The organism is Paraburkholderia sp. SECH4 (genome assembly GCF_030511745.1).
Lineage (GTDB): Bacteria > Pseudomonadota > Gammaproteobacteria > Burkholderiales > Burkholderiaceae > Paraburkholderia > Paraburkholderia madseniana.
The window spans coordinates 150222-162999 of record NZ_JALOCP010000007.1; the positions used below are offsets into that span (position 1 = coordinate 150222).

The following is a 12778-nucleotide window of genomic DNA, read 5'->3' on the forward strand; positions in this document are numbered from 1 at the left end:
ACGCCGCCTTGGCGGCCGGCTACTCCGACGGATAGCCGAGCCGCTGCAAGATTTTCTCCAGCCGCATCACCTGCAAGTCCGTCAGCTCGAATCCGCATTTGACCGCCAGCACGCGGCGGCGCCAGTACACGGCGTCCAGCATGCGCAGCGCCGGTTGCCGTGTCGCCCAATCCAGATGCTCCAGTTCGGCTTCCACCACGTGTGATGCGTTGAAGCGCTGCGCGCGCGCCGGGTTTTTTCGGTCCATGTCGTTCGCTGCCTTGTTGTTCGCTGCTTCTGGTTGCTCCCCTCCCGAGCTTGGACGTTGCCCGTTCACGGTATGCCGTGTTTTTTTGCCGGGCTGTGTGGCCGGCGGATGCTTTTTGTTGTCAGGCGACACTCGGAGAACGACTTGATGCGGGTTGGTTTTAAGTTTTGTTTTTTTGCTTGTTGTTTTCTGATTTCAGTTTTTTTGGGGTTTGAAGGAAATGCTTACGGTGCGGGGGATTGGGTTGTTCGGCTGATGCTCTGCCCGGGGTTGCTTTGCGCTATGCTGAGTTGTCGAGTCTCTTCCAGTGGAGCACGTCATGACCAAGCAGAAGCAACACGCAACTCATCACAAGGAAGCGGTGCAGCCGCCCGCTGAGTCAGCCGATAGCCGTCTCGATGAAGCTCTTGAAGAAAGCTTTCCTGCTAGTGATCCGATTGCAGTCGATATGAGTGAGCCGCGGCACTCGGCTGTGGATGAAGTGCCTTCGGCGGGGAAGAAACGGCATTAGATTGGGGGCTTTTTTCCTCGCAGGGCGCGCGTTTTGGTGGGGCGCCTTGGGGTGGTGCCTTTCCTTGATTTGCTAGTGGTCTATTAGCGTTGCCCCTGTGCGGGGCGGCACTTACTTTCTTTGCCGCCGCAAAGAAAGTAAGCAAAGAAAGCGGCTCAAACCGCTAATGCTAAGCGGGAACCGTGGCCTGCAAGTGGTAGTGGCTCCGTGGAATCCGGGCTCGTGCACCTTCCAGCGCTTGTGACAAAGGTATCATCAGCTCCCACTCCGCACTACGTGCGTCGCGGACGGGTCTGCATGGGAAACCAGGGGGCGTGCGAGTGCCTGTTCGTGCGGCAGGGATGCTTCAGAAAAGAGCTTTCTACTGCGGGGATGGGTGACTTGCGTTACTAAACGGCTTGTATGCTGGGCTTGTGTGTCCGGCTCGTACGTCTGATGGGGGTGGGCGGCACTTTCAAAGCCGCCTTGCCCGCCCATCTTCCGGTATTCCGGCCATCGCGTTCAATGCGACGGCAGGCCGGTTTCCAGTTGGCGCTGCAGTTCGCGGACCTGGCGTTGTGCGGCGCGCAGTTGGTCTTGCGCGGCAGCCTTCTGCTGTGCCAGCGCCGTTGCTTCGGCGCGGGTCTGCTGCTGCTGGTTCGCAACAATCGTCTGCTGCTGATGCGCAACGTCGAGGTCGGCCTGCAAGCGGTTGGCGCGGTCCTGCGACAACGCGATCATCCGCTCCGTGAACGCCTTCTGCGCTTCAAGCTGCGTGCGGCGAATCTCGACGTCCGACAGTTGCAGCGTCTGACGCACAAAATCCTTGTAGATCATGTCGGCACGCGTGGCGTCCTGCGTCTTGATGACGCGCCAGAAGTTCTTCTGCTGGAACAACGCCACGTAGTACGTCATCTCCTTGCCATAAAACAGCAAGCTCGCTCCATAGCTGCCGTTGTATGTCGTGCGCAATTCGCTCAGATCCGAACCCCGGATCATCTGCTGCAATTCCGCTACATTGCCCGCTGCAGACTGCTTGGCTTCGTCCGGCGTCAAGGCGCTCGTCTGCGCCTGAGTGGACGGCAACGCCATCGTCGTGCCCGGCTGGGAAACGACGCCAGCGCTCGATCCGCTATCCGGCAGAGCCTGCGCATTCACGCTCTGCACGGCCCCCATAGCGATGATTGCAGCCAGGGCAATCTGCCGTAGTTTCGACTTTCGGTCCATGTAAATCCTGCTTGAACAGTTTTTGTTTTAGTACAACCGTCTCATTATTACTCACTTTCGCGTGTTTCGGGCTCTTCGTCAAAAATTTGGTATTTGCGCATCTTTTCCCACAAAACCTTGCGGCTGATCCCCAGATATAGGGCCGTGTCCTGCCGGCGCCAACCGTTTGCGTCGAGCGCGGCCAGCACGCGGTTGCGCTCGGCCATGTCCCATTTGCTGCGGTCCACCAGCACCTCGGCGGCGCTCTCGGCCGGCACCGGCTGGCTGGTGCGCGCCAGCGCGAGCAGCCGTTGCAGGCGCGCCGCGTCCCACGCGCCGATCTGACGTACCGTCACGCCAATCCGCTCGGCCAGGTTGCGCAGTTCACGCACATTGCCAGGGAAGTAGGTGTCGGCCACCGCGTCGGCGAGCCAGTATGGCAGGTCCGGCAAGGCGGAGAGACGCTCGCTGCCGACGATCTGCGCAATGAACGCCTTGAAGATCGCAATCTTGTCGACCGCGCCCCGCTCTTCGAGGGACGGAATCTTCAACTCGATCACTGCAAGCCGATAGTAAAGATCGGCGCGGAAGGTGCCGTCCTTGACCAGTTGCGGCAGATGCTTGTTGGTCGCCGCCACCAGCCGGAAATCGAGCTTCACCGGCGTGGCCGAACCGATTCGCGTAACCGCGCTGTCTTCGAGCACGCGCAGCAGCTTGACCTGCTGGTAGAGCGGCAGATCGCCGATTTCGTCGAGGAACAGCGTGCCGCCGTCGGACTGCTCGAAGTAGCCCTTGTGCGCGACCACCGCGCCCGTGAACGAGCCTTTCGAGTGGCCGAAGAACAGCGATTCGAACAGACCATCCGGAATCGCGCCGCAGTTCACCGCGACGAACGGCCCCTGGCCGTAGCGGGTATGTTTTTCGTGCAGCAGTTGCGCGATGCGCTCCTTGCCGACGCCGGTTTCGCCGTGCACCAGCACGCTCGTGTCGCAGTCGGCAAACGTGTCGACTTCGTGCAGCAGCGCCTGCATGCACTCCGAGTTGGCGATCATCGCATCCGACTCGTGCGTCTTGGCGCTGTGCGCGCGCAATTGCAGCACCAGCTTCATGACCATGCCGCGCAATTCGGCGCAGGTGAAGTCGAGCGGCAGGATGTGCGAATAGTCGGACGGGTAAGTTGCCGGATCATGGTCGCGCGGCGCGGCGCCGACCCACACGACGGGAATGCCGTGCGCGGCCTGCCAGTCGCGCATGAGCAGCGCGCCGCTGTCGATCACCGACACGCTGATGATCGCGAGCGACGGCCGCAGCGCTGTCCGTTCAGGCGAGATCGCGATATCGTCCGCGCGGATCACTTCGACGTCGAAGCTCGCCATGCAGCGCGCGACCCGGTCGACGATGTCGGCCTTGCCTTCCCAGACGTAGATATCGAGTTCCTCGATTTTGGGGTTGGTTCTCATCTTGTCTTGGTTACGCTAGTTGACCAGTTGCGAAACGCCGCATGTCAGCGACATATTGTGGACCGTGGCGGTGCCGACCTGCATGCCCAGCAGCGAAAGCGTTGGGACAATGACGGTGTCGAGCAGGCCGAAGACGGGTTGCAGCAGAGGTGTCAGGGCGTTCGTCACGGCTGTAGTAATCCCCGTGAGGAGCGAAGAGATATCGATAAGATTGTTTAAAAGCGACACCTTCAGTATGTTGCCCAGATTCCCGAGCAATTGCGTGGTCAATACCGAAGCATCGCTGCCGAGCGCGTTGGAGTTCGCGCTCTGGCTGTAGTCAAAGTTACCGGACGACCCATTGAATACCAGCGGCGTAGTCGTACCGGGAGCAAGCTTCAAGGGCACATTGTTCAATACGACATTTGCGACGTGCGCGGTGAAACCGAAGAGCGTCGCCGTGACCGTCGCCACATTGACCGGTGCACTGCACGATGCATCTCCAGCAATACAGGCTGTAAGAATGCCTGGAGTAACCTGAATCGTCGCGGTAGTGGCCGCCTTGGTGCTTTCGCAGTCGACCGGACTCAACGTCGCCTTGCCAGGCGCGACGGCCAACGTCACCACGAGCGGCGTACTCAGCGCTGAGATCGAAGCTGATACCAGTGGTGGCAAACCCACCGTTAATGTCGGCAACAGCGCCGGTACCAGACTGATGGTCGCATTGACCACCGCCGTGCGCGCCTGCGTGCGGAACACAGCATTCGCGCCGGTGCCTACCGTACCGCCCTCACCCACGGCCAGCACTGGCGGATTGATGACCTGCAACGAAATACCCGCCACACCGGCCAAGCCTGTCGTCACATTGATCACCGGCGCAACGCCGGTCGTTGGGTCCGGACGCTGCGCGATCTGCGCGGCGACCAGCACCGCATCGAATGCGTTGATGGTCGCAGTCGTTGCGGCATTCGGATTGGCGAGCCCAAGCGAGAGCAACCCAGGCGCAGATGTACCGCCGTCACCCACGGTGATGTTCTGACCGCCAGGAATCGCGACGGCCAGCGTCTGCAAAATCGCGGCGTTAACGGTATCGCCACCCGCCTGTAACGCCTTGACCATTGCGACCATCAGGGTCTGGTAACTCACCGTGGTGGTGAGCAGGCCCTGCATCGTCGATGCGCCCAGCGCCACCATCAGATCTTCCAGCTTGATATGCGCGGTCGCCAGACTCTGCGTGTCGCCCACGCTGAGCGACACGCTGGTATTCAGTAACCCACCAAGGATCGCGTTCAACAGCGCCGATTGCTGCGTGTTGATCGTCGCGATGCCGGTACTGAGCGAGAACGCATCGATGTTCGACGCGAACGCGGTGGACGTCGCCGTCACGGTGCGCGTCGGTCCGAGGAAGAAATAAGGTACCACCTGGCTCGTCTGCACCTGCACCGCATTGAGCGGGTTGCCGGTGGTGCCGAAGTAGGTATTGGAACTCGTGTCCCAGCGCCCGCAGGTCGTGTTGAGGATGGTCTTGGTGCCGTCGGCGGTGAAACCGTTGGACGACGCATTCTGCTGCGCGGCCGTGGTCGCCGTCGTGCAGGCGCCCGACGTGCTGATGACCTGGACCGCAGCCATCGCCGCCAGATCCGCCGTGCGCTGCAACTGCCTGCGCACGAAAAACAGATTGCCGATATCGATCGCGCCGAGCGCCGCGATCGCGATGACCAGCCAGATCACCGCCAGAACCGCGATCGCGCCATGCTGGCGGCGCGCGCCAGACATCGGCGCGCGGCCGAGCCGCGCGCGCAGCGAGCGCGGATAGCGAGCGGCCACGGTAAAGGTCGAGGGGCTGCGCATGTCAGTACGAACCGCCCCCAGGGCCAGTCCCGCCGGTTGCGCCCATCGCGCCACCGCCGCTGCCTCCACCCCCGCTGCCGGAATTCAGCGCCGACCCGTACAGGTCGGGAATTTTGCTCTTGAACGATTCCATGTAACGACGGTAGGCAAGCCCGGCTTCGGCGCCGAGCATCGGCAGCGCGGGCGCGGCTTCCGTGTTGCTGCTTTGCAGGTCGAGCCATGCGCGGGTCGAGTGACCCACTTCGCTTGCTCGAACCATAGGCTCGGTGGCCTTTACCGGCTGAGCAGCGTCGTTTGTCTGCGCAACCGCTGAAGCCGCTACCCCCATCGCCACACCGAAGCACAGCCCCCACAGCACCGATGCCTTGCAGCCCCGCTTCGTTGTTCTGTCATTCATCTCGATTCCCCTGATTGCCTGATCGGTCACTGCGCGCTCATTGCGCGAAACGCTGCAATAAACGCGGCGCCGGTTCGATACCCTGCGCGCTCGCAACCGTGCCGGTGCCTGCGCCCGCCTGCCCGAACTGTTGTTGTGGTTGCGCCTGCGACCCGCGTGTTTGCGCGCGCCCCGCCGCGGCCACCTTCGCCGCATCGCTGCGAATCGCCGCACGCACGTCCGGCGTGAACTTCTGCTGGTTCATCACCGCCAGCGCCTGTGCCTGGTCACCGTTGGCGAGCAGATAAAGCACCATGTTGCTGACGATCTTCGGATTGTTCTGATCGAGCTCGGCCGCCTTCATAAGCGGTACGCGCGCGCCGTTCACATCGCCATCGCGCAGCTTCGCGTAGCCGAGATCCGACAGGGTCACCGCATTGGTCGGCGCGAGTTGCGCGGCCTGCTGCAGTTCCTGAGCCGCACGCGCAAAGTCGCCAGCCGCGCCGGCGATCAGACCAAGCCCTCGATAGCCGCGCGTAGCGAGCGGCGTCTTCAGCAGTTGGCCGTACGCGGTCGCGGCGGCGTCGGGCTGATCGGTCATCCGCAACGCGTCGGCGCGCAGCAAAATCGTGTCGGGGCTCGCACCGTACTGCTTCTCGTACGCGTCGATATGCGCGAGCGAGGCGAAGTAAAGCCCCTGCGACTGCATCTGATCGATCAGTCCGAGATACATGCCTGGCGTGTCCGGCGCGGGATCGCGATTGGCTTGCTGAGCCATCGCCGCTCGTTCGGCCTGCGGCCCGACGCCGTAACCCACGACGTCTTTGGACGCGCACGCGCCGAGCAGGCACAACGCGGCCAGCGCCACGCTGCAGCGTGTGGCACGGCGCACGCTATCAGCCGGGCGCGTCAAAAATTCGAACGATAGACAGTGAGCCATTGCTAAATCCTTACCGATGCATCGTGCGCAACGAATGCTGGACAGCCAGCACGCCCGGGCCGGCTGTGACGATCATCAGCGCGGGCAATAATGTGATGATCATCACGCCGGTCATCTTCACGGCGAGACGGCCAATGCGTTCGCGCAACATCGCCCGGCGCGATTCGCGCAGGCGGTCGCCGAACTGCTTGAGCGGTTCCTGAACAGCGCCGCCGTGCCGGTCGACCTGTACCAGCAGGCGCACGACTGCGCGCAAATCTTCGTTGTCGTAACTCGAAGCCAACCGGTTCAGCGACTGCTCGCGGGTGCGGCCCGTCGCAAACTGGCGCTGCGCGATTTCCAGCTCGCTCGAGAGCACGGGCAGCATCGTGCGGAAATCGTTGACCATCACTTGCAAGCTCTGATCGAGCGACAAGCCCACGCCCTGCAGCAGGCGCAGCAGATCGACCAGCAGCGGCAATTCGTCGACCACCCCGAGCCGGCGCTTGCTAGCTCGCCGCCTCAGGACGATCTTCGGCACCATGAAGCCCACCACGATCGAGATAACCACCAGCACGACGTAGCGCGGACCGTCCAGAGAGCCGCGGGCCAAGGTACCGACCAGCACCGGCAGCACCAGCGCGCCCGCCAGCCGCGCCACCAGAAACAGGCCGCGCGTGCGCGTATCCACGAAGCCGCACTGCTCAAGCAGGCGGCGGTCTTCTTCCGCCACGACCTGGCGACCGAACGGCGTGTCGAGCCAACGAATCCCGGTGTGCGCAAAGCGCTCGAGCAGTCCTTTGAAACCCTTGGGCCGCACGTTTCGCAAAGCCGCGTTCGAGGCGCCCTGAGCGCCGTCCGCGCCACGTGCGGCCGCAGCGGCCGCGAGCGCCGCGGTCTGCAATGCGCGTTCGTCGAGCGCGTGTCTGAGCGTGCGTTCGCTGCGCCACACGGCGGCCACGCGCGCCAACACCAGCCCGGCAATCAACAGCAGCGCGAGCGCGGCCAGTGCCAGTGCGAGAGCGACGAGTTGATGGACTTGCATCGTCATGTCCTCAGATTCGTGAGGCGATACAGCAGATAGACGCCGGCGACCTGCAGGCCGAACGCCAGGTAGACGAGTTGCCGCCCGGTCGGATCGAACCACATTGAAGCGAAATATTTAGGATTGGAGAGGATCAGAAAACCGCCAATGCCGATCGGCAGCATCGCCAGAACCCATGAAGAAAGTCGCGTCTCCGCCGACATCGCCACGAGTTCGCGCTCGGCCTGTTCGAGATCGCGCATGAACGAGGACATGCGGTCGAGCATCACGTCGGCACGGCCGCCGTACTTGACCGACAGACGCAGCACGGCGCCAACCAGTTCGAGCTCGCGCACACCATAGATCAGCGCGACCTGAGACAGCGCGCGATCGATTTCGACACCGGTGCGCAGCATCCGCGAGACATAGTCCAGACATTCGCGCAGCGGCACCTCGGTGGTTTGCAACGCTGCCTGAAACGCCGCGGGCACGCTGTTGCCGAGCGTAATCAGACGCACGATACCGTCAAGGAACAGCGGCAATTGACGCACGATCTGTTGACGACGCTTGTTCGCGCGCATCGCCAGCAGAAAATAGATGAACATCGCGCACGCAATCAGCGTCGCACCGGCGGCGAGGACGCCGCCTACCAACGCGGCCCAGGCGCACAGCAGCAGCACGATTGCGCCGGCAATCGCGGCAGGACCCTTGGCGCTGGCAATGCCCGCGCGAGCCGTCGCGTGTTGGACCATGAAACGCACGCGCGCGCGCAGGTAGCGCCCTCGCGCGAGCCAGCCCGCATCGGCCGGCGGCGCTTGCGGTGCGATAATCGCAGACGCCGCGGCGGCGCGCGCGGGCGCGACGCGCGGACCGCCTCCCGCACCACTCGCCAACCCGCCCGCCCCCGCGCCGCCCGGCATAGCCGCCGCCATGCGGCTATCGATATAACGCTCGGTGCTCGCCTGGTCTTTGCGTTGCGCGCCACGTTGCCATAGCAGCAACGCGAGCGCCACGCATAGCAGCGCGAGCGCCGCGAAGACCAGTACCACGCTAGACATTGAAGCCTCCTCCGAAGCCGCCACTGCCGCCTCCGAAGCCACCACCGCCGAAGCCCGCGTTGCCAAACCCGTTCTGCGCCTCGCCACCGCCCAACGCCTGGCGGAAACGCGCCAGTTTCGGCGAGTGCGGGTGAATGCCGAGCGACACCCAGTTATCGAGTTCGTCGCCCTCGGCGGTCGCGACCGGCTCGTAGCGATACAGCTCCTGCGTCGCGATGATGTTGTCCGACAGACCCGTGACCTCGGTGATCGACAGAATTCGCCGGCGCCCATTCGAAAGGCGGCCGATCTGCACGATGAAGTCGATCGCATTGGCGATCTGCCGGCGCAAGCTCGACTCCGTGCCCTGGAAGCCCGCGAACCCGGCCAGCATTTCGAGGCGGTACAGACATTCGCGCGGCGAACTGGCGTGCACGGTGCCCATCGAACCGTCGTGGCCGGTGTTCATCGCCTGCAGCATTTCGAGCACCTCACCGCCGCGCACTTCGCCGACGATGATGCGGTCCGGCCGCATCCGCAAGGTATTGCGCAGCAGGTCGCGAATCGTCACGACGCCCGCGCCGTCGAAACCGCCCGGACGGCTTTCGAGCCGCACCACGTGCGGGTGGTTCAGCGACAGCTCGGCCGTGTCTTCGATCGTCACGACCCGCTCCGGCTCGGGGATGTGGAACGCCAGCGCATTGAGCAGCGAGGTCTTGCCCGAACTCGTGCCGCCCGACACCAGCACGTTGCAGCGCGCGGCGACCGCCGCTTCGAGCAACGCGCCGATTTCCGGATTGTAGGTGCCGTTGGCGAGCAGATCCTCGGGACGCATCGGATCTTTGCGGAATTTACGGATCGAGACGATCGGCCCGTCGATCGACAGCGGTTCGATCACCACATTCACACGCCCACCGTTCGGCAGGCGCGCGTCGACCATCGGATTCGATTCGTCCAGACGCCGCCCGATCGGCGCAAGAATGCGCCGCACGATCCGCAGCAGATGCGCGTTGTCGGCAAAGCGCACCTGAATCTTGGTCAGGATGCCGTGACGCGACACGTAGACGTCGTTGTAGCCGTTGATCAGAATATCTTCGACGGCCGGATCGGCGAGCAGATCCTCGATCGGGCCGAAGCCCGCCAGTTCCTTGGTCAGCGCCTCGGCGATCAACCGCACTTCGCTCTCGTTGATCGGAATCCGGCGCAGCCGTACGAAGCTGTCCATTTCCAGATCGACGAACTGGTTGATCGCGTTACGCGACCAGCGGCCGAACTCGGAGCCGAGTTCCTCGATACGCGTCAGCAGGTGTTCGTGCGCAGCGTTCTTGATGTCCTGGAACTGCTGGCTATGCGCAAACGAAGGCGCGTCGTCGGCAAATTCGATTTCTTTTGCCATCGTCTATGACCGCTTGTAAGTGGTTGGAATGAAGCGCTTGAGCGCGCCGAGCGCCGATTTGCTGCGGGCTTGCGCGGCCGCGCGCGCGGCGCCGCCGAGCCGTTCGATCAAGGGTTCGAGTGCGCGCACGTAGGGATCGCGCGCCGCGACATCGGCCAGCAGATGCCCCTGGTTGACCGCCTGGCCGAGCGAGATGCGCCGCTCCGGCAAGGTGGCGAGCAACGGAATATCCAGACGCTGGGCGATCTGCGCGGCGGCGAGACCGAGGTCGGCATCGAACTTGTTGACGATCAGCCGCACATTCGCCGTGTCCACGCCCTCTTCGCGCAACGCGTCGAGCACGCTGACCGCCGAAACGATCGAGGCGACGCCCTGATCGCACAACAGCCACGTTTCGTCGGCAGCCTGCACGACATGAGCAATGAACTCGCTATTGGTGAAGCCGCCGAGATCGACGATCTGCTGATCGAAGAACGCGCGCAGCCGATTCAGCAAACCGATCGATGATGAGTACGAGACCTCACGCATGTCAGCGAGATTCGGCGGCAGCGTGGTGAGCGCGAGACCGCTCGAATGATGCGACAGTGCGGTGTGCACGAAGGTCTGATCGAAGCGGCGCAGGTTGCGCACGGCTTCGACGAAATTGAATTCGCTGCGCGTATTCAGGAGCAGCGAGCCGTCGCCGGCCGGCAGGCCGAGATCGAGCAAGGCGGTTTGCCGTCCTTGCGCGACGTCGCGCCGTTGCAACATCACCGATAGATTCGCGGCCAGCGTGCTCACGCCCATGCCGATGCGCGCACCCAGCAGCGCAGTGACGTTGCCATGGCGGCTAACCGGTTCGACGAGATTGTCCAGAACCTGGCGCGTGATGCGTAACGCGTCTTCGGCGGGCGCGGACAGGTCGATGAAATCGCGCACGCCGGCACGCAGCGCGGCCAAGGCGCTTTCGGGCTCGGCGAGCGAACCGAGCGCGACAATCTGCATGCCGGGATAGGCCGCGCGCACCGCGCTCGCCGCGGCACTCGCCGCCGCGGCACGGCCGCCGGAAAAGTCGACGAACACCAGCGACGGATTCAGCGCCGCAATGCGTTGCATCAGCATCGAGGGATCGAGTGTGGCCACTTCGACCACACCTGCGCCCACCAGCGTATCGGCGAGCCAATGCACGTGTTCGTCGGCCAGCGACGCAAACACGAAATAATCGGTGACCGCCCGTTCAGTCAATGAATGCGTTCTCGCGTTCATGTTGGACATCCTTATGCGGCATGGGCTGCGAAGCCCCCGCGTCGTACTGCTTGCCAGCGGGCTCGCGCGGTTCGCGTGCATGCTGGCTCACTGCTCCACCGATCCGGCGCGCCGCCTGGGCGACCGCCGGCTTCACTTCGAAAATCCCGGCGCTGCGTCGCGCGCCGCCACACCACCAATCAGCGAGCGCCACACCGGCCCGTTACGTTGCTCGGACTGCTCGCCCGGCGTCGACGGCAAGGCCGCGCCCTTCGCGAGCGGTGACACCAGATGCGGCGTCACGATGATCACCAGCTCCTTCTCGTTCTGCTGGTAATTTAACTGCTTGAAGAAGGTGCCGATGATCGGCAGATCGCCGAGCAAAGGCACCTTCGAGACATTCGATGCGGTCTCGCGGTCGATCAGGCCGCCGATCACGAAGCTCTCGCCGTCGCCGAGTTCGACTGTGGTGTCGGCACGGCGCGTGGTGAACGCGGGCACCGACACGCCGCTGATCGTCACGGCGTTGGCGAAATCCAGTTGGCTCGCCTCGGGCGCCACCTTCAACGCGATGCGTTGCGGGCTCAACACGGTCGGCGTCAGCGTGAGTCCGACGCCGTACGGCTTGAATTCGATCGAGGTCGAACCGAGCGCCTGCGGCACGGGAATCGGCACTTCACCGCCGGCGAGGAAACTGGCACTCTGTCCGGACAAGGCCACGAGTGTCGGCTCCGCCAGCACGCGCGCGAGGTTGTTGCTCTCCAGCAGGCTCAGGTTCGCGAACAGCCCGTGCGTGGCGGAGTTGAAAATCAGGTTGAACGCTGACGAAATCGGCGTCGTAGCCGTCGTTTGCGGCTGCTGCCCCGCGGTCGCGGAAACCGAAGTTAGCGCCGATGGCGCAAACGAGCCAAACGAAAAGCCGTTGTTCTGCTTGAAGAAGTTGAAGCCCACTTCCTTGAGCACCGAGCGGCTGAACTCAACCACCCGCACATCAACCTGCACTATCGCGCGGCTCGCCACCGTCGACGTGTCGAACACCGCGCCATCCTTGCCGAGCGAGCCTTCCGCCGCGACCACAGCGCGCTGATGCGCCTCCATCGTCGCCGACGAGCCGGAGACCACCGCCGTGCCGCCGAGCACCTTGACGCTCGGCGTATCGGGCCCGAGCAGCGAAGCCGCTGCCGGCGTGATGACGTTGACCGTATAGATCAGTGGCGCCTCGCGATCGCTCGCCCACAGCATCAGGTTGGTCGTGCCCGCCGCCTTGCCGACCAGCAGTACGCCGCCGCGCTTGTCACCCTTGATGATCAGCACATCGGCCACTGCGGGGTCGCCTATCGCGACACGCTTCAGGGTGTGGCCGGTCGCGAGCGGTTGCTGCGCGCCAACCTTCAGGTCGATGGTTTGCGAGGGCGCAGCTTGAGCCGCCTGGGGCGCTTGTGCGGAATGCCCTTGCTGCGCCGGACCCGCCGCGTCAGTCGCAGCCGATACGGCGAGCAAGGCCAACCCGACCCACGCCACTTTCCCGAAAACAAAAATCCGTTCTGTCATGTAGTTTTGGACGCGTCC

The 12778-nt window shown here is 63.7% G+C and carries 12 protein-coding genes; 1 reads left to right on the forward strand and 11 read right to left on the reverse strand.

Features of this window, described 5'->3' with window-relative positions; translation table 11 throughout:
* Window positions 1-19: 19 nt before the first annotated feature.
* Window positions 20-247, reverse strand: a complete 228-nt coding sequence (locus M0D67_RS12845; protein WP_154564897.1) for a hypothetical protein — start codon at window positions 245-247, stop codon at window positions 20-22.
* Window positions 248-566: 319 nt separating this feature from the next.
* Here M0D67_RS12845 and M0D67_RS12850 point away from each other — a divergent pair, with 319 nt between their 5' ends.
* A complete protein-coding gene (locus tag M0D67_RS12850; RefSeq protein ID WP_154564899.1) occupies window positions 567-758 on the forward strand; it encodes a hypothetical protein in 192 nt (63 codons plus the stop codon).
* Window positions 759-1259: 501 nt separating this feature from the next.
* On the opposite strand, the gene M0D67_RS12855 is transcribed toward M0D67_RS12850, so the two are convergent.
* The 10 genes from M0D67_RS12855 to M0D67_RS12900 all read right to left on the reverse strand — a co-directional run bounded on the left by M0D67_RS12855 (window position 1260) and on the right by M0D67_RS12900 (window position 12760).
* The gene (locus M0D67_RS12855) at window positions 1260-1964 is read right to left on the reverse strand and encodes a DUF2968 domain-containing protein (RefSeq protein ID WP_154564901.1); all 705 of its coding nucleotides are present in this window, start codon (window positions 1962-1964) and stop codon (window positions 1260-1262) included.
* Window positions 1965-2011: 47 nt separating this feature from the next.
* Window positions 2012-3403 (reverse strand): sigma 54-interacting transcriptional regulator, encoded by a 1392-nt coding sequence (locus tag M0D67_RS12860; protein WP_093632485.1) that lies wholly within the window; start codon window positions 3401-3403, stop codon window positions 2012-2014.
* A gap of 15 nt (window positions 3404-3418) precedes the next feature.
* Window positions 3419-5233, reverse strand: a complete 1815-nt coding sequence (locus M0D67_RS12865; RefSeq protein ID WP_171926397.1) for a TadG family pilus assembly protein — start codon at window positions 5231-5233, stop codon at window positions 3419-3421.
* Between the two features lies 1 nt (window position 5234).
* The gene (locus M0D67_RS12870; RefSeq protein WP_154564905.1) at window positions 5235-5630 is read right to left on the reverse strand and encodes a DUF3613 domain-containing protein; all 396 of its coding nucleotides are present in this window, start codon (window positions 5628-5630) and stop codon (window positions 5235-5237) included.
* Between the two features lie 37 nt (window positions 5631-5667).
* A complete protein-coding gene (locus tag M0D67_RS12875) occupies window positions 5668-6549 on the reverse strand; it encodes a tetratricopeptide repeat protein (RefSeq protein WP_233465013.1) in 882 nt (293 codons plus the stop codon).
* Window positions 6550-6559: 10 nt separating this feature from the next.
* Window positions 6560-7573 carry a type II secretion system F family protein gene (locus tag M0D67_RS12880; protein WP_154564907.1) on the reverse strand — a complete coding sequence of 338 codons (1014 nt, stop codon included), beginning with the start codon at window positions 7571-7573 and terminating at the stop codon, window positions 6560-6562.
* 2 nt (window positions 7574-7575) lie between these two features.
* Window positions 7576-8610, reverse strand: a complete 1035-nt coding sequence (locus M0D67_RS12885; protein ID WP_266238901.1) for a type II secretion system F family protein — start codon at window positions 8608-8610, stop codon at window positions 7576-7578.
* Window positions 8603-9985, reverse strand: coding sequence for a CpaF family protein (locus tag M0D67_RS12890; protein ID WP_171926852.1), 1383 nt, complete (start codon window positions 9983-9985; stop codon window positions 8603-8605). Before M0D67_RS12890 ends, M0D67_RS12885 begins: the two co-directional genes overlap by 8 nt.
* 3 nt (window positions 9986-9988) lie before the next feature.
* Entirely contained in the window at window positions 9989-11230 is a 1242-nt protein-coding gene (locus M0D67_RS12895) for a fimbrial protein (protein ID WP_154567852.1), read from the reverse strand.
* Window positions 11231-11362: 132 nt separating this feature from the next.
* Window positions 11363-12760: a type II and III secretion system protein family protein gene (locus M0D67_RS12900; protein WP_171926853.1), complete on the reverse strand. Its 1398-nt coding sequence runs from the start codon at window positions 12758-12760 to the stop codon at window positions 11363-11365.
* Window positions 12761-12778: the final 18 nt, after the last annotated feature.